At 72.4% G+C, this 21,185-nt stretch carries 18 protein-coding genes, 1 tRNA gene and 1 riboswitch; of the genes, 9 read left to right on the top strand and 10 right to left on the bottom strand.

Annotated features, from left to right (window positions below):
• Window positions 1-233: 233 nt before the first annotated feature.
• A complete protein-coding gene (locus LQ51_RS14030; protein WP_197087716.1) occupies window positions 234-875 on the top strand; it encodes a hypothetical protein in 642 nt (213 codons plus the stop codon).
• Window positions 876-1,217: 342 nt separating this feature from the next.
• On the opposite strand, the gene LQ51_RS14035 is transcribed toward LQ51_RS14030, so the two are convergent.
• Window positions 1,218-1,469, bottom strand: a complete 252-nt coding sequence (locus LQ51_RS14035; RefSeq protein ID WP_046565942.1) for an e9imm peptide — start codon at window positions 1,467-1,469, stop codon at window positions 1,218-1,220.
• Window positions 1,470-1,583: 114 nt separating this feature from the next.
• Window positions 1,584-1,657: transfer RNA gene (locus tag LQ51_RS14040), tRNA-Gly, on the bottom strand.
• 248 nt (window positions 1,658-1,905) lie between these two features.
• Between LQ51_RS14040 and LQ51_RS14045 the strand changes: the two genes are divergently transcribed.
• A complete protein-coding gene (locus LQ51_RS14045; RefSeq protein ID WP_046565945.1) occupies window positions 1,906-2,889 on the top strand; it encodes a zinc metalloprotease in 984 nt (327 codons plus the stop codon).
• Window positions 2,890-2,955: 66 nt separating this feature from the next.
• Here LQ51_RS14045 and LQ51_RS14050 read toward each other — a convergent pair whose 3' ends face one another.
• Window positions 2,956-3,501 carry a pyridoxamine 5'-phosphate oxidase family protein gene (locus LQ51_RS14050; protein WP_046565946.1) on the bottom strand — a complete coding sequence of 182 codons (546 nt, stop codon included), beginning with the start codon at window positions 3,499-3,501 and terminating at the stop codon, window positions 2,956-2,958.
• A 78-nt stretch (window positions 3,502-3,579) separates the two neighbouring features.
• Here LQ51_RS14050 and dcd point away from each other — a divergent pair, with 78 nt between their 5' ends.
• The gene (dcd, locus tag LQ51_RS14055; RefSeq protein ID WP_046565947.1) at window positions 3,580-4,158 is read left to right on the top strand and encodes a dCTP deaminase; all 579 of its coding nucleotides are present in this window, start codon (window positions 3,580-3,582) and stop codon (window positions 4,156-4,158) included.
• 57 nt (window positions 4,159-4,215) lie between these two features.
• On the opposite strand, the gene LQ51_RS14060 is transcribed toward dcd, so the two are convergent.
• On the bottom strand, window positions 4,216-5,250 hold the full coding sequence (locus LQ51_RS14060) for a C40 family peptidase (protein ID WP_046565948.1): 1,035 nt from the start codon (window positions 5,248-5,250) through the stop codon (window positions 4,216-4,218).
• Window positions 5,251-5,262: 12 nt separating this feature from the next.
• Window positions 5,263-5,400: riboswitch (cyclic di-AMP (ydaO/yuaA leader) on the bottom strand.
• A 225-nt stretch (window positions 5,401-5,625) separates the two neighbouring features.
• On the opposite strand from LQ51_RS14060, the gene LQ51_RS14065 reads away from it, so the two are divergent.
• Complete coding sequence (locus LQ51_RS14065; RefSeq protein WP_046565949.1) at window positions 5,626-7,653, top strand: N-acetylmuramoyl-L-alanine amidase; 2,028 nt, start codon at window positions 5,626-5,628, stop codon at window positions 7,651-7,653.
• A gap of 73 nt (window positions 7,654-7,726) precedes the next feature.
• On the opposite strand, the gene LQ51_RS14070 is transcribed toward LQ51_RS14065, so the two are convergent.
• The 3 genes from LQ51_RS14070 to LQ51_RS14080 all read right to left on the bottom strand — a co-directional run bounded on the left by LQ51_RS14070 (window position 7,727) and on the right by LQ51_RS14080 (window position 11,222).
• Window positions 7,727-8,737 (bottom strand): C40 family peptidase, encoded by a 1,011-nt coding sequence (locus LQ51_RS14070; RefSeq protein WP_046565962.1) that lies wholly within the window; start codon window positions 8,735-8,737, stop codon window positions 7,727-7,729.
• Window positions 8,738-8,908: 171 nt separating this feature from the next.
• The gene (locus tag LQ51_RS14075) at window positions 8,909-9,913 is read right to left on the bottom strand and encodes a hemolysin family protein (protein WP_046565950.1); all 1,005 of its coding nucleotides are present in this window, start codon (window positions 9,911-9,913) and stop codon (window positions 8,909-8,911) included.
• On the bottom strand, window positions 9,906-11,222 hold the full coding sequence (locus LQ51_RS14080) for a hemolysin family protein (RefSeq protein WP_197087720.1): 1,317 nt from the start codon (window positions 11,220-11,222) through the stop codon (window positions 9,906-9,908). The genes LQ51_RS14075 and LQ51_RS14080 overlap by 8 nt, the downstream gene beginning before the upstream one ends.
• A gap of 73 nt (window positions 11,223-11,295) precedes the next feature.
• On the opposite strand from LQ51_RS14080, the gene LQ51_RS14085 reads away from it, so the two are divergent.
• Window positions 11,296-11,970, top strand: coding sequence for a GOLPH3/VPS74 family protein (locus tag LQ51_RS14085; RefSeq protein WP_231605744.1), 675 nt, complete (start codon window positions 11,296-11,298; stop codon window positions 11,968-11,970).
• A 66-nt stretch (window positions 11,971-12,036) separates the two neighbouring features.
• On the opposite strand, the gene LQ51_RS14090 is transcribed toward LQ51_RS14085, so the two are convergent.
• Entirely contained in the window at window positions 12,037-14,280 is a 2,244-nt protein-coding gene (locus tag LQ51_RS14090) for a (Fe-S)-binding protein (protein WP_046565953.1), read from the bottom strand.
• A gap of 412 nt (window positions 14,281-14,692) precedes the next feature.
• Window positions 14,693-14,956 carry a cell division protein CrgA gene (locus tag LQ51_RS14095; RefSeq protein ID WP_046565955.1) on the bottom strand — a complete coding sequence of 88 codons (264 nt, stop codon included), beginning with the start codon at window positions 14,954-14,956 and terminating at the stop codon, window positions 14,693-14,695.
• 229 nt (window positions 14,957-15,185) lie between these two features.
• On the opposite strand from LQ51_RS14095, the gene LQ51_RS14100 reads away from it, so the two are divergent.
• The 4 genes from LQ51_RS14100 to LQ51_RS14115 all read left to right on the top strand — a co-directional run bounded on the left by LQ51_RS14100 (window position 15,186) and on the right by LQ51_RS14115 (window position 19,492).
• Window positions 15,186-15,986 carry a DUF881 domain-containing protein gene (locus LQ51_RS14100; RefSeq protein WP_046565956.1) on the top strand — a complete coding sequence of 267 codons (801 nt, stop codon included), beginning with the start codon at window positions 15,186-15,188 and terminating at the stop codon, window positions 15,984-15,986.
• 1,325 nt (window positions 15,987-17,311) lie between these two features.
• Complete coding sequence (locus LQ51_RS14105) at window positions 17,312-18,556, top strand: class E sortase (RefSeq protein WP_231605745.1); 1,245 nt, start codon at window positions 17,312-17,314, stop codon at window positions 18,554-18,556.
• Between the two features lie 2 nt (window positions 18,557-18,558).
• Window positions 18,559-18,837 (top strand): hypothetical protein, encoded by a 279-nt coding sequence (locus LQ51_RS14110; protein ID WP_046565958.1) that lies wholly within the window; start codon window positions 18,559-18,561, stop codon window positions 18,835-18,837.
• 4 nt (window positions 18,838-18,841) lie between these two features.
• Complete coding sequence (locus LQ51_RS14115; protein WP_046565960.1) at window positions 18,842-19,492, top strand: aminodeoxychorismate/anthranilate synthase component II; 651 nt, start codon at window positions 18,842-18,844, stop codon at window positions 19,490-19,492.
• 187 nt (window positions 19,493-19,679) lie between these two features.
• Here LQ51_RS14115 and pknB read toward each other — a convergent pair.
• On the bottom strand, window positions 19,680-21,185 hold a 1,506-nt coding region (gene pknB, locus LQ51_RS14120; protein WP_046565968.1), incomplete at its 5' end, for a Stk1 family PASTA domain-containing Ser/Thr kinase.

A 21,185-nucleotide genomic window follows, 5' to 3' on the forward strand; every position in this document is an offset into this window, starting at 1 on the left:
GACGCGTCATAGGAGCGTCCCCTGCTGTCCTTCCCCAATGGCACGCTAATGGCACGCCAGGTCTGGCCTCCTCGCCCCACGGCCCCGGCGTTGTTCCGGCTTGAGGTGATCTGTCCGTGTTGAGGACCGAGCAGGACCGGATTTGCGGGACGAGCACGACGACCGGCCCCCGGGGGGCTGGGCATCCGCTCAGATATCGTCCACCGGGATCAAACGCGATCAAGGAGCGGGGCATGGGCGGGACGACACGGCCGGCAGGTACAACGCGCAGGGCGGGACGCCTCGCCGCCGCGGCCACCACCGGACTGCTGGCGACGACAGGTTGCGCAGGGCTGGTCGACGCCGCCGGCCCGGAACGCAGCGCCACCCCGTCCCCTTCCCCGGTCATGGTTATGCGTGTGGAAAAGCCAGAGAAGCTCGGTAGCTTGCCGCCGGAAGCCCATAGCCGAAGCATGTACAACGCGGCACAGGCCTCGCTCGGAAAGTTGAAGCTACTGCTGGACGGGGATGCGACCAGCGCGGTCGGCACCGCCTACGAATCGACCGACGGTCAGTACGCTGCCCTGGTCAGCGCCGTCGCCGGCCCGGTGCGGGATCCCCAGAAGACGCTCGACGTGCTCTTCGGCGGACTGCCCCAGCTACACGACGTGGCTCCAACCCACCCTGGACCGATGGGCGGCGAGGCCCGCTGTGGTAAGGGCGAGGACAACGGGCTGACCGTCGACCTGTGCGCCTGGGCCGACGGACACACCATCGGGATGATTACCTGGCTAAGCGTCCCGAAGACCGGCAACCCGGCGAGCCAGCTTGTCTCCGCCCGCGCCCAGATCGAAAAGAGCGCGACCTCGCCCAGCTCGACCGGTAAAACCAAGTAGTCCGGCTCTGGCCGCTACCACCGCGAGGGCCGTTGACTTTTGTCGTTGAGTGGCCGGCGTTCAAAAATCCGGAGTCCCGCGCGTCCGTCGACGCTCAGCCCATCCTCGAGGCTGCCAATCGCTCCGTTGAGCTATGGCCTGACGACGACTTGCGGGATGACGTGGGGCACCAGCGGTAGGCGCTGATCTACCAGCACGCCACGGCGGAAGCTGACCGGGCCATCGCCCAGGCGCTACACGAGGGGTGCGCGCGGACCGCAGGAAGGTCAAGAACTCGGAGGGCAAGGGCAAGCGGAAGGACAAGGCCGGCAAGAAGGGCAAGGAGCGCGGCAACAAGTGAGGCTAGATGGTCGACGGCGGCGTCCACGGTGTGGAGCGCATGGCGATCGGTTGGTAGGCGCTGGCTCGGTCGACGACCTCGGCCGGCGTCAACTCCGGCGTGACTGTGAAGATCAGACCCGAGATGTCCGGGTAGCCCAGGTCGCGTTCGAGGCGGTCCAGCCAGTCGTTCAGCTCGGCGTCGTCCGCATAGTCGAGCCGCATGATCCGCTCGACGAGGACAACCGCCTCGTCCCGGGTCAGCTTCGCAGGCAAGGTGCCCTCCTCCGACCGGGGCTAATGGCACACCAATGGCACGCCGCATGATTCCTGACCTCGGAATATCGAAGGCCCTGACCGGGACTCGCGTCCTGATCAGGGCCTTCACGCTGGAGCGGGTGACGGGAATCGAACCCGCACTGTCAGCTTGGGAAGCTGATGTTCTGCCATTGAACTACACCCGCAGGCGGGCACCACTGTACCTGAGGTCACCGTCCCCGTGCACCCAGGTACCCCCGCGCCGGCCGGCACGCCGGGTCGGCAACCGCTCGAACATCGCCCCGCAACGCCCCCACGCGTCCGAGCAGCAAGAAGTTGCCGCACGGCAACATATGGCCGTTCTCAAATCAGTCGATCGGTTGTAACGTCTGCCCCACGTTCTCCGACCCGGCGTGACATACCCCCTGTCATGCCGCCAGAAAGAGGTGGGCTCATGGGCCTTCGCCCCAACCTGCTGACCCGGCGTACCGCCGGCGTCGCCTCGACGACCCTCGCGCTGCTGCTCAGCACCGCCGCGGTCGGCGTCGTCCCGGCAGCTTCGGCCTTCTCGGCCGCCCCGTCCGGCTCCTGCGCCGAGCCGGCCGACTCGCACTCGAACGCCCGCGTCGCCAAGGGTGGGCACGCCAAGCTGGACCCGAACGAGCTGACCGCCAAGCAGGTCCGTGACCGCGAGGCCGACCTCGCCGCCGCGCTGCGGGAGCGGGCCAACTTCCGGGCCGGCGCCGCGGCCACCCCGCTGGCCACCGTGACCATCCCGGTCGTCGTGCACGTCATCCAGCGGGACAGCACCCGGGCCGGTGGCAACATCCCGGACTCGATGGTGACCCAGCAGATCTCCGTGCTGAACACGGCGTACAGCGGCGGCACCGGCGGCGCCGCGACCGCCTTCAGCTTCCAGCTCACCAAGGTGCACCACGTCACGAACGCCGCGTGGTACCCGATCGTCGAGGGCTCCTCGGCGGAGCGGCAGATGAAGTCCTCGCTGCGCGAGGGCGGCAAGAACACGCTCAACCTCTACCTGGGCGAGCTGAGCGACGACCTGCTCGGCTGGGCCACCTTCCCGCAGCGGAAGCTGAACAGCATGGACGGCGTGGTCGCGCTGAGCGAGTCGCTGCCGGGCGGCACCGCCACCAACTACAACCAGGGCGACACGGGTACGCACGAGGTGGGCCACTGGCTGAACCTCTACCACACCTTCCAGGGTGGCTGCTCGGGCTCGGGTGACAGCGTCTCCGACACCCCGGCCGAGGCCTCGCCGGCCTTCGAGTGCCCGACCGGTCGGGACACCTGCACCGCCACCGGCAAGGACCCGATCACCAACTTCATGGACTACACCTACGACTCGTGCATGTACCAGTTCACCGCTGGTCAGGCGAGCCGGATGCTGACCGCGTGGAACGCCTACCGCGCGGCCTGACCACTCCCACACCACACGCCGGTGCCGGCTCCGTCCTCGGACGGGGCCGGCACCGGCGTGTCGGGGTCAGGCGGCGGAGCGGCGGGTGTCGAAGCCGTGCCGGCCGCGCCGGCCCTCGGCCCCGACGACGGTACGGCGGGCGGGGCGTGCGGCCGCCGGGTCGAGCCAGACCCGCACCTGGGGCCGGCCCACGCTCGGCGGACTCGCCTGGTCGCGCCGGGTCAGCATCGCCACGTCGACGCTGAACTCGAAGAGTCGCCAGTCGGCCTGCGGGGCGGCCCGACCGAGGGCGGCGAGCCGGGCCACGGTCGCCGGGTCGTCCACCACGCGGGCCCGGCCGGCCACGTACGCCTCGTCGTCACTCTCCTCCGGCGGGAAGGAGTGCAGCGCGTAGCGGCCGTCGCGTTCGAGGTCGCGGCGCTTGGGCGAGTCGATGACGAAGCAGTAGAGCCCGTCGTCGGTGATCACCGGGGAGATCGGGTGGACCCGGGGTCCACCGTCGGCGCGGACCGTGGCGAGGTAGCCGAAACCCGGCCCGTACTGCTGCAGGAGAAGGCGGATCTCGTCGGCGAGGCGGGGCTCGTCGGCGGCGAATGCGGACCAGGAAGCCATGCGGACATTCTATCGAACAGGTGTACGAAGATGTAGTCCGACACGCAGGTCACCCGTACGGGTCGCTAAGGTATTCCGATGCTGCTCTCCGACCGGGATCTGGTCTCCGAGATCAAGGCAGGCACGCTGGCGTTGGAGCCGTTCGAGCCCACGCTGGTGCAACCGTCCAGCATCGACGTACGCCTGGACCGGCTCTTCCGGGTGTTCAACAACCACCTGTACACGCACATCGACCCGGCGGTCCAGCAGGACGACCTGACGTCGATGGTGGAGGTGCCCGAGGGCGAGCCCTTCGTGCTGCACCCGGGCGAGTTCGTGCTCGCCTCGACCCTCGAGGTCATCTCGCTCGGTGACCAGCTCGCCGGCCGGCTGGAGGGCAAGTCGAGCCTGGGCCGGCTCGGGCTGCTCACCCACTCGACGGCGGGCTTCATCGACCCGGGCTTCTCCGGGCACGTCACGCTGGAGCTCTCCAACGTGGCGAACCTGCCGATCACCCTCTGGCCGGGCATGAAGATCGGCCAGCTCTGCATCTTCCGGCTCTCCTCGCCGGCCGAGCACCCGTACGGCTCGGCGGTGTACGGATCGCGCTACCAGGGGCAGCGCGGGCCGACCCCGAGCCGGTCCTGGCAGAACTGGCGGATCTGGCCGACCCGCTGACCGCACCCTGCGAGGGCGCGGCGGGACCCCCCGCCGGAGGGGCCCCGCCCGCACCGCTCAGCCGGGGCGGCCGTAGCTGTTGATCTGGCCGTCGTCGACGCGTTTCATGGTGATCGGCTTGCCGGACTGGGAGGCGTGCACCACCCAGCCGTTGCCCACGTACATCCCGACGTGGTGCAGGTCGCTGTAGTAGAAGACCAGGTCGCCGGGGCGGAGCTGGCTGCGACTCACCCGGGCGGTGACATCGTGCTGCTGGCGGGCGTTGTGCGGCAGCGAGACGCCGGCCTTGGCCCAGGCCGCCATGGTGAGGCCGGAGCAGTCGTAGTGGTCCGGGCCGGCGGCGCCCCAGACGTAGATCTTGCCGATCTGGGCGCAGGCGAACTTGACCGCCACCCCGGCGGGGCCACCCGGGTAGCCGGCGGGGCAGGGCGCCGGGCGCAGCGGGCCGCCGCCGCCGTTGCCGTAGACCTTCAGCCGCAGCTTCTGCAGCCGGGCGATCTCGGCGTCGATCTGCTTCTTCTTCGCGGCGAGCTGGGCCTCGGTGCGGGCCAGCTTGGTGATCATCTCGTCCAGCGGCCGCTTCTTGGCGGCCAGCTGGTCGCGCAGGTCGGCGACGGCCTGCACCTGCTGCTGCTGGCGGTGCGCGAAGCGGTCGAGCAGCTCCAGGCTGTCGACCACCTCACCCGGCGAACGGCTGCCCAGCAGCGCGTTCACGGTGGAGATGGTGTCGCCCTTGTACGCGTTGGCGGCCAGCCCACCGACCTGCCCGAGGGCGCGGTCGACCTGGGCCTGCAACGGGGCGATCTGCTTGGCCAGCGCGGCGGCCTGCTTGCGCTTGGCGGCCAGGTCCTCGCGGGTGGCGTTGACCTGCTCGATGACCGGTTCGAGCTTGTTCCAGTCCCGGTCGATCTGGGCTTCGATCTCGGCGACCGAGGGGTCGGCATGGGCCGCCGTGGCGCCGCCGGTCAGGATGACGGCGGTGCCGACCAGGGCGGCGAGGGCGGTGGTGCAGCGGGACCAGCGTGAACGCGGCGCAGCCGTCGATCGGTCGTCCGACCGGACCGACGGTGGCCGCGGGGCATGGTGTGCCACCGGGCTCCGTACTCCTTCTGTCCGACCGCCTACCGGGTTAGCTGACGGGTTCGGGCGGGAAGGGAGCCGCCCTACCGCAGCGTGGCTGCGGATTCACCCCGGTTACCTGGTTCCCCGGCTCGCCCGGAGGCGACTCGGCGGTGTCCGACCGTCACCGTCCGGGTTGGGCGATGAGACTCGCGGCCGACGATTGACCAGAGTAGAGATCGCCGTTATCGATCCGCAACCCGAGACGCCGTGACACTCCGTACGTGATTGTCCGGTCACCCGAAGAAATTTTTCACTGTGTATTACCTGAGGGAAAGGTATTGACCACGGGCCGGGTCCGGAGTGAGGGTGAATTCGCAGTGACCCCCATCCCTGTCTGGAGGTTCGATGCACCTCTCACCCCCACCGTCGGGCAGACGGATACTGCTGGCCGCGGCCGTCGCGGCAGCCACCGCCCTCGCCACCACCGGCCCGGTCTCCGCCGCGCCGGCCGACACCGACACCGGCGACCGGCAGCAGCAGTACGCCGCCGCGGCCGACGCGTACGGCGTGCCGCAGAGCGTCCTGCTCGGCGTCTCGTATCTGGAGTCCCGCTGGGACACCCACCCCGGCCAGCCCAGCACCAGCGGCGGCTACGGGCCGATGCACCTGACCGACGCCGAGCAGGTCGCCTCGACGCCGTCCAGCGCCCACGTGGACGCCGACGAGGACCCGCGCGGCGACGACTCCCGCCCGCTCACCCTCGACCCGGCCACCGCCGCCGCGCCCACCGGTGACGTGCTCCCGCAGGCGTCCCTGCAGACCGTCGACGCCGCCGCCACGCTCACCGGCATCCCGGTGGAGACGCTGCGCACCGACGCCGCCGCGAACATCCGGGGCGGGGCGGCGCTGCTGGCCTCGTACCAGAAGGCACTGGGCGGGCCGGTCGGCGCCGACAGCGACCCGGCGGCCTGGTACGGCGCGGTGGCCCGCTACTCCGGCGCGGACACCGAGGACGCCGCGGCGGCCTTCGCCGACGAGGTCTACGACCAGCTCGGCCAGGGCGCCAGCCGGACCACCGACGACGGCCAGCGGGTGACCCTCGCGGCGACCGAGGTACGGCCCGACGAGTCCGGCCTGCACAAGCTGGGGCTGCGCCGCGCCGAGCGGCCGGACGGGCTGGAGTGCCCGGTCCGGCTCGCCTGCGAGTGGATCCCGGCCCCCTACGAGCAGTACGGCCCGGGCGCCGGTGACTACGGCAACTACGACCTCGCCAACCGGCCGGCCCAGCAGAAGATCGAGTACATCGTCATCCACGACACCGAGGGCTACTTCGGCCCGAGCGTGAAGTTGGTGCAGGACCCGACCTACCTCGGCTGGCACTACACGCTGCGCTCGGTGGACGGCTACGTGGCCCAGCACATCAAGGCCAAGAACGTCGGCTGGCACGCCGGCAACTGGTACGTCAACGCCAAGTCCATCGGCATCGAGCACGAGGGCTTCGCCGGGCACGGCACCTGGTACACCGAGGCGATGTACCGGGCCTCGGCCAAGCTGGTCCGCCACCTGGCCCTGCGCTTCCAGATCCCGCTGGACCGGCAGCACATCATCGGCCACGACAACGTGCCCGGCATCCTGCCCGGCAACGTCGCCGGGATGCACTGGGACCCGGGTCCGTACTGGGACTGGTCGCACTACTTCGACCTGATGAAGGCGCCGTTCCGGGGCACCGGCACGCCGCACACCGGCCTGGTCACCATCGACCCGGACTACGCCACCAACCAGCCGGCGTTCACCGGGTGCAACCAGCAGCCGCCCGGGGTACCGAAGCCGACCCCGCCAGCGGTGCCCTGCCCGCTGCGCGGCTCGTCCTCGGTCATCCTGCGCACCGCGCCGAGCCCGGACGCGCCGCTGGTGAACGACCGCGGGCTGCGCCCGGACGGCACCCCGGACACCATGTACATCTCCGACCACGGCGCCCGCGCGTCCGCCGGCCAGACGTACGCGCTCGCCGGCGTCCAGGGTGACTGGACGGCGATCTGGTACCTCGGCCAGAAGGCCTGGTTCTGGAACCCGGCCGCCGACCGGACCGCCAAGTGGGCGAACGGCTTCGTGGTGACGCCCAAGCCGGGCAAGGCCACCATCCCGGTCTACGGGCGCGCCTACCCGGAGCAGGCCGCCTACCCGGCCGGCGTGCCGTACCAGACCATCGCGCCGTTGCAGTACACCTTCGCGGCGGGCCAGCGGTACGCGGTCGGCGGCGTGCTGCCGGGCGAGTACTACCGGGCCGTCACCTTCGACGGCTCGGCGCCGGGTGACTGGACGGTCGTCCGGGGCGAGAACAAGTACGTGCAGGTCCAGTTCGGCCACCGGATCATGTTCGTCAACCTCGACGACGTGCTGATCCTGCCGGGCGCGGTCGGCGCGCCGAAGTAGCGCCGGCCGGTACGGACGAAGGCCCCCGGTCCGTCTGGACCGGGGGCCTTCGCGTGGCCGGAAGGAACTCGGGTCAGGACACCCGGACGAAACCGGCGACCGGCTGGGTGCTGATGCTCGACACCTGCACCGGCTTTCCGGTGCGTGGCGCGTGCACCATCACGCCGTTGCCGAGATAGAGCCCGACGTGGTGCAGGTCGCTGCCGAAGAAGACGAGGTCACCGGGTCTGGCCTCGGAGCGGGACACGTGCCGGCCCTCGTTCCACTGCGCGCCGGTGAAGTGGGTGAGCGAGATGCCCGCCGCCTTGTACGCGTACTGGGTGAGGCCGGAGCAGTCGAACGAGTTCGGGCCGGTCGCGCCCCAGACGTACGGGTCACCGACCTGGGCGCAGGCGGTCTTGATCGCGGTACGCGCGGCGCTGCTGACCACGCCGTCGATCTTCGGGCAACCCGCCGGCCGGATCGAGGTCACCGGCAGCATCTTGGTCAGCCGGTTGATTTCGGCGTTGATCTGCTTCCGCTTCGCATCCAGATCGGCCTGCTGCCTCTTCTCGGTGGCGATCAGCTGATCCAGCTTCTGCTTCTGCGCGTTGTACTTGTCGCGCACCGCGAGCACGCCGGCGATCTGGCGGTGCTGATCCTGGGCGAGCCGGTCGAGGATGACCAGTTGCTCGGCGAGGGTGCCGGGCGTGGTGCTGACCAGCAGCGCGCCCATCTCCTGCGACGGGCCCTGCATGTAGTAGCGCGAGGCGATGTCGCCGACCTTGTTCATCGCCAGCGCGGACTCCAGCTCCAGCGGCACCATCTTCTTCTGGAGGTCGGCCGACTTCTTCTGGTTGGCCTTGAGCTGGGACCTGACCTTGTTGAACTGCTCGATGGTGGGTTCGAGCTTCTCCCACTGCTTGTCGATCTGCGCGTCGATCTCGTCCACCGAGGGCGCCGCGTGCGCCGGAGCCGCCAGCAGCCCGGCGCCGACCGCGACCGCGGCGACCAGGGTGAGGAGACGGCGTACGACCCGGCGGGTGCCGACCGGTCGGCCGGTGGGCTGGCTCGGGGCGTGACGATGAGGGGGCATGGTTGCCACCGGCACGGACTCCTTTGCAACCGACCGCCGGGCGCCCCGTGAGAGGGAAGGTCGGGGGCAGACGACCCACAGCGGTCGGTGCCCCACGATAGGGAAGGTGCCGGGGTGGAATCAAGGCGGAGTTTCGTTCAATCACGTTTGCGCAACCGCTTGCACACCAAGGGTATTCGTTCACTTGCCAACGATCGCCGTCAATACATCGTCGAGCGTGACCACACCCAGGGGCCGGCGGCCGTCGCTCACCAGCACCATGTGCCGGCGCTCCCGGCGCATGGAGAGCAGCAGATCCGCCAGCGTACGGTCCGGCGGCACCACCGCCAGCGGCCGGTAGACCTCGGCCGGCACGGGTGCCCGGCGACTCGCCCCCGCGTACCTGAGCACGTCCTTTACGTGCACGAAGCCGAGCACCCGGCGGGTCGCCCGCTGCACCACCGGGAACCGGGACCGGCCGGTACGCGTCGCCAGCACCTCCAGCGAGGCCGGTGAGACGTCCTCGGCCACCGTGGTCACCGTCGACCAGGGTTGCAGCGCGTCGGCCGCGGTCCGGCTGTGCAGGGCCAGGGCCCCGGTGATCCGGGCGTGCTCCTCGGCGTCCAGCAGCCCCTCGGTCCGCGCCTGGGACACCAGGCCGGCCAGCTCCTCCGCGGTGAACACGGTCTTCACCGCGTCGGTCGCCTCCACCCGCCACAGCCACAGCACCTGCCGGGCCGACCACTTCATCGCCAGCAGCAGCGGCTTGGTGGCCAGGCAGAAGGCGAGCATGGCCGGCCCGAGCCAGAGCGCCGACGGCTCCGGGCCGGCCAGGGTGATGTTCTTCGGCACCATCTCGCCGACCACCGTGTGCAGGAAGACCACCAGGCCGAGGGCGAGCACGAACGCCACCGGGTGCACCGCCGAGGCGGGCAGGCCGAGCGCCTCGAACGGCGTCTCCACCAGGTGCGCCAGGGCCGGCTCGGCGATCGCGCCGAGACCGAGCGAGCAGACCGTGATACCGAGCTGCGCGCCGGCGATCATCAGCGGGATCTGGTTCATCGCGGCGAGCGCCCAGCGGGCCCGCTGCGACCCCGCCGCGAGCGGTTCGATCGCCGTACGGCGGGACGCGATCAGGGCGAACTCGCTGCCCACGAAGAACGCGTTGCCGAGCAGCAGCAGCACGGCGATCAGCAGCTCAGTCACCGTCGTCGGGCTCCTCGGGGCGGACCACCCGGACCTGCTCGATCCGGTGCCGGTCGACCTCGACCACGGTGAACTCGTAGCCGCTCTCCTCGACCGTCTCGCCCGGCACCGGGATGTGGCCCAGCCGGGCCAGCAGGAACCCGGCGAGCGTCTCGTACGGCCCCTCGGGCAGCCGGAAGCCGGTCTGCTCGACCAGCTCGTCCGCGCGGAGCACCCCGTCCACCAGCACGGTCCGCTCGCCGCCGGGCACGGTCAGCTCGCCCGACCCCGGGTCGTCGACCGCGTCCGGGTCGAACTCGTCGGCGATCTCACCGACCAGCTCCTCGACCAGGTCCTCCACCGTCACCACGCCGTCCGTGCCGCCGTACTCGTCGACAACGATGGCCAGGTCCGCGCCGGCGTCCTTGAGCGCGGCCAGCACCCCGTCCAGGTCCAGGCTCTCCGGCACGTACACCGGCTCCCGGGCCACCGAGGCGACCGAGGTGGCGGCCCGCCGGTCCAGCGGCACGCCCAGCGCGTCCGGCACCCCGACGACCCCGGTGACCAGGTCAAGCGTCTCCTCGTAGACGGGGAACCGGGTCCGGCCGGTCTGCCGGGACTCCTCCAGCAGCTCGGCCACGGTGGCGGTGGCCCGTAACGCGATCACGTCCACCCGGGGGGTCATCGCCTCGGCGGCCCGCTTGTCGCCGAAGCGGATGGTGCGCCGCAGCAGCATGGCGGTGTCCGGCGGCAACGCACCCGCCCGCGCCGAGATGGCGGCCAACAGTCCCAGCTCCTCCGGGGACCGGGCGCTGGCCAGTTCCTCCTGCGGCTCCACGCCGAGCCGGCGGACCAGCCGGTTGGCGGACTCGTTCAGCAGCCGGATCAGCCAACCGAACGTGCGGGAGAACGCCCGCATCGGCGCTGCGGTGGCCAGCGCGGCCGGCATCGGGCGGGCCAACGCGAGGTTCTTCGGCACCAGCTCACCGAAGAGCATCGAGATGAGCGTGGCCAGGGCCAGCGCGAGCAGGCCGGAGAAGCGTTCCGCGCCGCCGAGCGGGCGCAGCAGCGGCGCGCAGAGCCGGGCCAGGGCGGGCTCGGCCAGGTAGCCGGTGAGCAGCGCGGTGAGGGTGATGCCGAGCTGCGCGCCGGAGAGCTGGAAGGACAGCTCGCGCAGCGCGCGGCGGACCGTGGCGGCCCGGCCGTCGCCCTCACCGGCCCGCCTGTCGATCTCCGCGCGATCCACCGTGACCAGGGCGAACTCGGCCGCGACGAAGAAGGCGTTGCCGGCGGTCAGCAGCACGAAACCGACCAGGGGCAACAACGTCATAAGCAGAAGGCCGTCAATGGGCGTGATTGTGGCACGCGCGCGCCCATGGCGGGCCCCCCGTAGCGTTGGTGGCATGGAGGGTCTGCTGCTCACCGAGGAACTGGTCCTGCTCGCGTACGACGACAACGGCGTCAACCGGCTCGGCCGTCCGCACCTCGACTACGGCCTCGCCGGCGCGGTGCTGCTGGAGCTGGCGCTCGCCGGCCGCGTGGAGGTGGCGGAGAAGCGGGTCGTGGTGACCGATCCCGCTCCGACCGGCGTACCGCTGCTGGACGAGGCGCTGGCGACGGTCGGATCCGGGCGCCCTCGTAAGCCGCAGGACTGGATCGGCAAGCTCGCCAAGGGCCTGCCGGACCGGGTGCTCGGCGGGCTCGTCGACGCCGGGGTGCTGCGCCGGGAGTCCGACCAGGTGCTGCTGGTCTTCCCGCGTACCCGCTATCCCTCGCCGACCGGCGCGGAGCCGACGGTGGAGACGGCGGCCCGGGAGCGGATGGCGGCGGCGCTGACCACCGACGGCCCGGTCGACGCCCGGACCGCCGCGCTGCTCACCCTGACCCGGGCGGTCGGCCTGGATCGCAAGCTCTTCCGGGAGCTGCCCAAGGAGCGGGTGACGGCCCGGATGGACGAGATCGCCGCCGGTGACTGGGCCTCGGCCGCCGCCAAGAAGGCCATCGAGGAGATGCAGGCCGCGCTGCTGGTCGCCACCACGGCCGGAACCGCCGCCATCATCACCACCGCGGTCAGCTGAACGCGACGGCGGCGGCACCGCACGGGTGCCGCCGCCGTCGTGGTCCGGCTCCCGCCGGGGTACGCCTCAGCTCGCGGCCGGCGCGACCTCCGGCTCACCGGCCGGGGCCTCCGGCTTGACCGAGCGCAGCAGCACGCTCGCCACGTCGACCACCTCGACCTGCTCGCCCGCGCCCTTGCCGTTCACGCCGTCGTTCAGCATCGTCGAGCAGAACGGGCAGCCGACCGCGATCGTCTTCGCCCCGGTGGACATGGCCTCCTCGACCCGGTCCACATTGATCCGCTTGCCGATCTTCTCCTCCATCCACATCCGGGCACCACCGGCGCCGCAGCAGAAGGAGCGCTCGCTGTTGCGCGGCATCTCGATGAGGCCGCTGTCGCCGCCTGCACCGGAATCGGAGGCTGCGCCACCGCGGCCATCTCCGATGGCACTGCCGAGCACCTCGCGCGGGGCGGCGAAGATCCGGTTGTGCCGGCCCAGGTAGCACGGGTCGTGGTAGGTCACGCCGCCGTCCACCGGCTGCACCGGGGTGAGCTTGCCGGCGCTGACCAGGTGGGCCAGCAGCTGGGTGTGGTGCACCACCTCGAACTCGCCGCCGAGCTGGCCGTACTCGTTGCCCAGGGTGTTGAAGCAGTGCGGGCAGGTGGCGACGATCTTGCGCTTGCTCTTCTCCCGGCCGTCGAACGCCTCGTTCAAGGTCTCGACGTTCTGCTGAGCCAGCATCTGGAAGACGAACTCGTTGCCGATCCGGCGGGCCGGGTCACCGGAGCAGGTCTCGCCCTCGCCGAGGATGGCGAAGGAGACGCCGGCCTCGTTGAGCAGCGTGGCGACCGCCCGGGTGGTCTTCTTGGCCCGGTCCTCGAACGCTCCGGCGCAGCCGACCCAGAACAGGTACTCGAAGTCGTCGACCTCGCCGACCCGCGGCACCTCGAAGCCGAGGCCCTTGGTCCAGTCCTCGCGGGTGTTCTGCGGGGCGCCCCACGGGTTGCCCTTGTTCTCCAGGTTGCGGAGCATGACGCCGGCCTCGGACGGGAAGCTCGACTCGATCAGCACCTGGTAGCGGCGCATGTCGACGATGTGGTCCACGTGCTCGATGTCGACCGGGCACTGCTCGACGCAGGCGCCGCAGGTGGTGCAGGACCAGAGCACGTCCGGGTCGATGACGCCGCCCTCTTCGGCGGTGCCGATCAGCGGCCGGTCGGCCTCGGCCATGGCCAGCACGTCGACGCCGGCCAACTGCTCCGCCGTCGCCTTCTCCTCGCCGGTCAGGTCCTTGCCCCCGCCGGCCAGCAGGTACGGCGCCTTGGCGTACGCGTGGTCGCGCAGGCTCAACACGAGCAGCTTCGGCGACAGCGGCTTGCCGGTGTTCCAGGCCGGGCACTGCGACTGGCAGCGGCCGCACTCGGTGCAGGTGCTGAAGTCCAGCAGGCCCTTCCAGCTGAACTGCTCGACCTGGGCGACGCCGAACTGGTCCTTCTCCGGGTCGGCCTCCTCGAAGTCGAGCGGCTTGCCCCCGCTCGTCATGGGGCGCAGCGGGCCCAGGCCGGAGCCGGCCGGCTTCTCCGGGTCGCGCTTGAAGAAGATGTTGGGGAACGCCAGGAAGCGGTGCCACGCGACACCCATGGTGACGTTCAACGAGATCACGATGAGCCAGGTCATCGAGATGGCGATCTTGATGACGGCGGCCACGCTGACCCCGGCCGTCCAGGCCGGGAGCGCCGCGCCGACCGCGTGGCTGAGCGGGGTGGCCCAGACCGGGTACTCGAAGTGGTCGGTGGCCACCTTGAAGCCGCGGATGATGAAGCCGAAGATCAGCACCAGCAGGACGACCCACTCGACGAAGTAGCCCTGCCACATCGTCGAGCCGGTGAACCGGGAGCGGCCGCCGGGGCGGGTCGGCCGGTTGCGCAGCCGGATCGCCATCAGCACCAGGATGCCGGCCAGGCCCAGGATGCCGATCCACTCGGTGACCAGCCCGAAGATCGTCCAGTGGCCGATGATCGGCAGGCCGCCGCCCGGGGTGACCACCTCGAAGTACGCCTCGAGCACCAGCAGCGACAGCACGATGAAGCCGACCATCACGAACCAGTGGGCGGCCCCGACCACGCTCCACTTCAACATGCGGGTGTGACCGGCGGTCTCCACCAGCATCTTCTTCGTACGCGCGCCCTTGTCGCCGAAGCGTTCCGGCGCGGGCTGCCCGAGCCGGATGACGGCGGTCATCTTCATGACCGCGCGCACCGCGAGCCACACCGCCACGGCGGTGATGGCGGCCGCGAGGATCGTGGTGACGATCTGGACGCTGCCCATCGAGTTGGCCTCCCGGTCTGCTGCCTGGTCGAGCGGCTCGGCGACCGGGACGGTTCACGGCGCGTCCGGCGTCCCGCCGCTACCGCCCTGGCCCGACCGGCCGATGACCTCGCTCCGCTCGGTCATGCAGTGCAGCCTACGCGCAAGGTTACCCAGCAGTAACGTGAGTCATCTCGCATCGGCCACGCCGCCCTGTCGACACCTTAGGGGCAGCGGGCGGGCCGCGCCGGTCAGGGGCGGCCCGGCGTGACGTACTCCGGGCCGCCGGAGACCGCTGAAACGATCGGCGGGGGAGTGGCCGGCGCGGCACGGGGACACCGGCCCGACCCCGGTGCGGCTCCGGCCGGCGCGCGCCGTCAGCGCGCGGCGGCCGGTGACCACCGAGCCGGGGAGCCGGGCCGGAACGGCCGGATCAGCGCCAGCGGGAGAGCAGGACCAGCGAGGCGACCATGGCGCCGAAGCCCACCGCGAGGTTCCAGTAACCCCAGGTCGCGACCGGGTACGCCTGCTCGGAGAGGTAGTACACGACCAGCCAGCCGATGCCCGCGACGATCAGCGCGACGGCGGTGATCGGCAGCCAGATCGGGCTAGGCTTGCGCGTCGCCGCCGTCGCCGTCGGACGCACGTCCGTCGGCGGGGTGTACACCTTCTTCTTGCGGACCTGAGACTTGGGCACGACGCTCTCCAGAGGGGGGTACGACCTCGTCCGGCCTGACAACCGGGCGCGGGGGCGACGGTCCATGGCCAATAATGTCGACAGCTAGCGTAGTCCGGACGGGCTCTCCAGGCCACGAATGGGGTCAGGCCGGTGCACGGAGTGACCGAAAAGATGGGGACTTTTCGGGTCGAGCATGCCGGTCCGCGTCGTCGCGGGTCGGAAGGAACGACGGGAAAGGGAACGCCCGGTGGAGTACACGTCCGGCGCCGCCTCCTGGCAGAAGGTCCTCCGGCGGGCGGTCGCCGGCCTGCTGCCCCGGCGGCCGCGGCAGCGCCGCCCGGGGTGGTCGATCGGCGTCCCCGTGATCGCCGCCGCGGCGGGCCTGCTCTTCACCACGACCGCGACCACCGCGGGCGGCACCTCGCTGCGGGAAGATCGCCGGCCACAGCTCACCCAGTTGATCGAGGACCGGCGCGAGCAGGTGGCCGAGAGCGAGGAGCGGGCCGCCCGGCTGCGCGCCGAGGTCGAGGACCAGACCGCCACGCTCGCCGACACCGACGGCCCGGTCAAGGCCCAGCGGGACCGGGCCGCCGCCAGCCGGCAGGCCGCCGGGTTCACCGCGCTGACCGGGCCGGGCCTGACCATCGAGCTGAACGACGCCCCGCAACCCCAGGTCCTGCCCAAGGGAGCCAGCAACGACGACCTGGTGATCCACCAGGGCGACGTGCAGGCGATCGTCAACGCGCTCTGGGCCGGCGGCGCCGAGGGCATGTCAATCATGAACGTCCGCGTGCTCAGCACCAGCGCGGTACGCTGCGTCGGTAACACCCTGCTGCTGCATGGCCGGGTGTACTCCCCTCCATTCAAGATCGTGGCAATCGGCGAGCCCGCTGCCCTCCGGCGGGCGCTCGCCGCCTCTGAGGGAGTGCAGTGGTTCATGGAAGCGGTCGACCACTACCAGCTGGGATACTCCGAGTCCGCCTCCACGGTCACCGTGCCGGCGTTTGAGGACTCCACCGCCCTCCGTTCGGCGACGGTCCCCCGGTGACCTCGGAGGACGCCCGGGAACGCGACGGTCGCCACCGCGACCGCAGCGACGACCCGACCGCGTTCATCCCCCGGGTCGAACGCCCGCAGCCCGCAACTCCACCCCGGCCCACACGCCCGGACCCCGCGACCCCGCCCGGGAGCGGGCGCCCCGACCCGGCGATCCCGCCCCTAAGCGAGCGCCCGGACCCCGCGACCCCGCCCCTAAGCGAGCGCCCCGACCCGGCCATCCCGTCCCGGGGCGAGCGCCCTCACCCGGCGATCCCGCCCCGGAGTGAGCGTCCGCAGCCGACGGCTCCGCCCCGGCCCGCGCTCAACCTGCCCTGGCCGGAGCCGGCCGGGCCGCGCGACGGCCGGTTCCCGGCCACCCCCGCCGCCCCCGGCCCGCGCCCGCCGGCACCCGGGACGCCGCACCGCCCCACCGACGCCGGGCAGCGCCCCCCGGCACCCGCCACCGCGCACCCACCCGCCAGCGACCCGCAGGTACGCCAGCCGGCCGGTCCGCCCGGACGCTCGCCGGCGGCGGCCCCGGTCGCCGCCGAGCCGCCACACCGGATCCCGCCGCCGGCCGAACCCGACCGGCACCGGCCCGCGGGAGACGGCCGGTCACCGGGACAGGAACGGCCGGGCGGCCGTCCCGCCGAACAACCACGCCGCCTCCCGGCGGAGGCACCGCCGCGCTGGCCGGGCTCCGGCACCGCCACACCCGCCGGCCCCGGAGCCGCCGTCCCGAGTTCCGGCACCACCGCCGGTCCTGGCCCCGCCGGACCTGGCCCCGCCGGACCCGGACCCGCCGAACCCGGACCCGCCGGACGACCCGGACCCGCCGGACCCGGACCCGCCGGACCCGGACCCGGCATCTCCGTGCCGGGGGTCGGCGCCGCCCCCCACCGACCCGCAGCGCCGAGCGACGGCCCCACTGGTGCCGCCACCCGCGTCGGCGGACCCGCGGTGGCCGGACCCGGCGTCGGCGCCCGTCCCGTACCCGATCCGGTCCCCGGCGGCCCGGGCCCGACCGGCACCGCCCCGAGCGGCCCGGCGGCCGGCCAGGTCGGCACCGGCGGCCAGCCCGGGGCCGGCACCGGCGGCCCGGGCGCGGCCAGCGCCGGCCCGGCCCCCGTGCGGCCGAGCATTCCCGGGCCGGAGGACCTGGCGTCCAGGGCGGCCGGGCTCGGCGCGGCACTGGCCAGCAGCGGCACGGGCCCGACCGGACCCGGGGCCGGCGCTCCGGACACCACCGGACGGACGAGCAGCGGCCCCGGCGTAACCGCACCGGGCGGCCCCGGACCGGCGGCCGGACCCGGCGGAAACGTGCCCGGTCGGCAGTTGCCCGGCACCCCCGGCCAGCCGGACCCCGGCCGCGGCGTACCGGCGGCTCCCCCGCCCCCGGTACGGCCCGCCGCCCCCGCGGACGCGCCCACGGCGTTCCTGCCCCGGCTGACCGGACGCTCCGACGACCGGGCCGGCGCCGGCGAGGTGGCGACCCGCGTGGCCGACCAGCCCGCCGGGCAGCGGCCCGCCGGAGTGCCCCTCGCCGGGGAGCCGGCCGCCCGCGTACCCCGGGCGGGAGAGTCCCGGACGGCGGAGGCGAGCGGATCGGCGCCGCCGGGGGTCGGTGCCGTCGGGCGCCCCGGTGCGGCTGCTCCGGTCGCGGACCCGGCGGCGACCGCCCTGCTTCCGGCGGTCGGCGGGCGGCCGCCCCGACCCCCCGCCCTCGACTCGACCGCCCTGATGGGCGCCGTCCCGCCGCTGCCCGAGGGCGGCACCGGCGACGACCCGGCCGACAGCCCCGCCGAGCCTCCCGCCCCCCGGCGTGGCGAGCGGGTGGTGCGGCTGCGTCCCGAGCAGACCGGTGAGGGCTACAAGAGCGTCTACTCCGAGCTGACCCGGCCCACGCTCGGCTCGCGGATCCGCACCGGGGTCCGGGTCACCGGCGAAGCGCTGATCACCCTGGGCCTGGTGGTGCTGCTCTTCGCCGGGTACGAGATCTGGGGCAAGACGGTGATCGTCGACGCCCACCAGAACGACCTGAACACCCAGCTCGCCCAGGAGTGGGGCGGCAGCGGCGATCCGACGGTCGCGCCGACCGGCCCGACGCCCAAGGCGAAGCCCCCGGCCGAGGGCAAGCCGGTCGCCGGGCTCTACATCCCCAAGCTCGACAAGCACTGGGTGGTGGTCCAGGGGGTCAGCCCGAACGACATCCGGTACGCCCCGGGCCACTACCCGAAGAGCGCCATGCCGGGCGAGGTGGGCAACTTCGCCGTGGCCGGACACCGGATCCGGGCCACCTTCTGGCGGCTGGACGAGCTGAAGCCCGGCGACGCCATCGTGGTCGAGTCACAGACCGAGTGGTTCATCTACCAGGTCTACCAGCAGCGGATCGTGAAGCCGGACCAGGTCGAGGTGGTGGCGCCGGTGCCCGGCGAGCCGACCGCCAAGCCGACCGAGAAGCTGCTCACCCTGACCACCTGCAACCCCAAGTTCGACAACTACCAACGGTTGATCATCCACGCCCGGCTGGACCACGTGCAGGCCAAGTCGGTGGGCCGGCCGCCGGAGCTGGAAGGCTGACGATGTACGGGTGGATCTGGCGCAAGCTGCCGTTCGGACTGGCCGGGAAGCTGGTCGGCTCGACACTGCTCGCCGCGGCGACGGTCGCCCTGCTCTGGTTCGTGGTGTTCCCGTGGGCCGAGCCGCTGCTGCCCTTCGACGACGTCCAGGTGAGCCAGAACTCGGACGTGCCGGGCGACGACTCCGGCGGCGGGCTCACCGTGCCCAGCGGCAGCCCGACCGCGGAGGAACTGCCGTACAGCACCGAAACGAACAACACCCCACCCTCCCCGGACAGGTGACCCGATGCGCGTCCTGGTGATCGACAACTACGACTCGTTCGTCTTCAACCTCGTGCAGTACCTCGGCCAGCTCGGGGTGGAGTGCGAGGTCCGGCGCAACGACGAGGTCGATGTGGCCGAGGTCGGCCGGGTCGGCGCGGGCGGCGTACTGCTCTCGCCCGGGCCGGGCAGCCCGGACCGCGCGGGGATCTGCCTCGACGTCATCCGGGAGTACGCCGGCAAGCTCCCGCTCTTCGGCGTCTGCCTCGGCCACCAGGCCATCGGCGAGGCGTTCGGGGCGACCGTCACCCGGGCACCGGAGCTGCTGCACGGCAAGACCTCCGAGGTGAGCCATCACGGCACCGGGGTGCTCGCCGGGCTGCCCGACCCCTTCACCGCCACCCGGTACCACTCGCTGGCGGTCCTGCCCGAGACCCTGCCGGACGAGCTGGAGGTGACCGGCTGGACCGGCTCCGGCGTGGTGATGGCGATGCGGCACCGCGCCCTGCCGATCGAGGGCGTGCAGTTCCATCCCGAGTCGGTGCTGACCGAGGGCGGCCACCTGATGCTGGCGAACTGGCTGGCGGTCTGCGGCTATCCGGCCGCGCTGGAACGCGCCCCCGAGCTGGCCGCCGAGGTGGACGCCCGCCGCCGGGCCGCCTTCGCCACCGCCTGACGGGCCGCCGCCTGACGGGCCGCCCGCGCCGCCGCGTCACCGGCCACCCGCACCGCCGCGTCGCCGGCCGCCTTCACCGCCGCCTGAGCGCCGCCTCCGCCACCCCCGTGACCGGTCGCCTGCGGGGCGGCGGGCGGCCGCGCCCCGAACGGCCGAGGCCCCGACCGGCGGTCGGGGCCTCGCTGCGTCACTCGCGGTCGAGCCGGGTCGGTGGCTGGGTGGGGAAGGGGAACCCGCCGCCGCTGCCCGGGGTGCTGGGTGAGGTGCTCGGGTCCGGGGTGGATCCGCTCGGCGTGGTGCTCGGCTCCGGCGGGGCGAAGTCGACGTAGATGGTGACCGTCTTGCCCTTCTCCAGCTGCTTGCCCGGCTTGGGGTCCTGCGAGCTGACCTTGCCGACGCCGTCCGGCGTGTTCGCCTCGTCGCCGTCCCGCGTCTTCACCCGGTAGCCGGCCTTCTCCAGGACCTGGGTGGCCTGCTCCTTCGAGAGGCCGACCACCTCCGGGACCTCCTTGATGTTGCCGCGGGAGACCGACACCTTGACGGTGGCGCCGTCCTCGACGCTGGCGCCCGCCTTCGGATTGGTGCCCACGACCGTGCCCTCGGCCGCCGCGCCGTCGACGTCCACCTTCTCGACCTTGAAGCCGTCGTTCTCCAGCTGGGCCTTGGCGTTCTCGAACGGGTTGCCCACCACGCCCGGCACCTGGACCATCTTCGGGCCGTTGCAGATGTTCAAGGTGACGTTGCGGCCCTTTTCCAGGGCGGTGTTGGCCGGCGGGTCCTGCCCCGCCACGGTGTCCTTCTGGCAGGTCTTGTTCAGCACCGGGTCACCGATCACCGGGATCAGCCCGGCTGCCCGGACCTCCTGCTCGGCGACGGCGCGGGACTTGCCCTCGATGGTGGGCACCCGGACCTCGCTCGCGCCCTTCTGGTTCAGCCAGAGCGCGGTCGCCAGGGCGATCACCGCGAGCACACCGAGGGCGGCGAACGTGGCGATCACCCAGGAGGACGTCTTCCGCTTGCGCGGGTCACCGACCCGGGCCGGCATCTGCTGGCGGGTCTGCGGGCCGAGCACCTGGGTCTGCTGGTAGCCCCCGCCCCCGGCCGCGGCCATCGGCATGGTCTCCTCGGCCGGCATCACCGGGGTGGCCAGCACCGGCCGGCCGGCAGCGGCGCGCAGCAGGTCCGCCCGCATCTCCCCGGCGCTCTGGTAGCGGTTGAGCGGGTTCTTGGAGAGCGCCTTGAGGACGATGGCGTCCACCGCCGGGTTGACGTCCGGGTTGATGGTGCTCGGCGTCGGCGGCTGCTCCCGCACGTGCTGGTAGGCGACGCTGACCGGGCTGTCGCCGACGAACGGCGGGTGCCCGCAGAGCAGCTCGAAGAGCACGCAGCCGGCCGCGTAGACGTCGGACCGGGCGTCGACCGCCTCGCCGCGCGCCTGCTCCGGGGAGAGGTACTGCGCGGTGCCGATGACGGCGCTGGTCTGCGTCATGGTGGTGGCCCCGCTGGCCAGCGCCCGGGCGATGCCGAAGTCCATCACCTTGACCTGGCCGGTCTGGGTGAGCATCACGTTGCCCGGCTTGATGTCCCGGTGGATGATGCCGTGCCGGTGGCTGAACTCCAGGGCCGCGCACATGTCGGCGCAGATCTCCAGCGCCCGGCGCGGCTGGAGCCGACCCTCGGCGCCCAGCACCTC

This window comes from Micromonospora sp. HK10, from assembly GCF_000982955.1.
Lineage (GTDB): Bacteria > Actinomycetota > Actinomycetes > Mycobacteriales > Micromonosporaceae > Micromonospora.

What these genes read in the sequence shown, in the direction of transcription:
- LQ51_RS14030 (WP_197087716.1), top strand. Translation starts at nt 234, where the DNA reads ATGGGCGGGACGACACGGCCGGCAGGTACAACGCGCAGGGCGGGACGC.
- LQ51_RS14045 (WP_046565945.1), top strand. Translation starts at nt 1,906, where the DNA reads ATGGGCCTTCGCCCCAACCTGCTGACCCGGCGTACCGCCGGCGTCGCC.
- LQ51_RS14050 (WP_046565946.1), bottom strand. Translation starts at nt 3,501, where the DNA reads ATGGCTTCCTGGTCCGCATTCGCCGCCGACGAGCCCCGCCTCGCCGAC.
- dcd (WP_046565947.1), top strand. Translation starts at nt 3,580, where the DNA reads ATGCTGCTCTCCGACCGGGATCTGGTCTCCGAGATCAAGGCAGGCACG.
- LQ51_RS14065 (WP_046565949.1), top strand. Translation starts at nt 5,626, where the DNA reads ATGCACCTCTCACCCCCACCGTCGGGCAGACGGATACTGCTGGCCGCG.
- LQ51_RS14080 (WP_197087720.1), bottom strand. Translation starts at nt 11,222, where the DNA reads ATGACGTTGTTGCCCCTGGTCGGTTTCGTGCTGCTGACCGCCGGCAAC.
- LQ51_RS14085 (WP_231605744.1), top strand. Translation starts at nt 11,296, where the DNA reads ATGGAGGGTCTGCTGCTCACCGAGGAACTGGTCCTGCTCGCGTACGAC.
- LQ51_RS14090 (WP_046565953.1), bottom strand. Translation starts at nt 14,280, where the DNA reads ATGGGCAGCGTCCAGATCGTCACCACGATCCTCGCGGCCGCCATCACC.
- LQ51_RS14110 (WP_046565958.1), top strand. Translation starts at nt 18,559, where the DNA reads ATGTACGGGTGGATCTGGCGCAAGCTGCCGTTCGGACTGGCCGGGAAG.
- LQ51_RS14115 (WP_046565960.1), top strand. Translation starts at nt 18,842, where the DNA reads ATGCGCGTCCTGGTGATCGACAACTACGACTCGTTCGTCTTCAACCTC.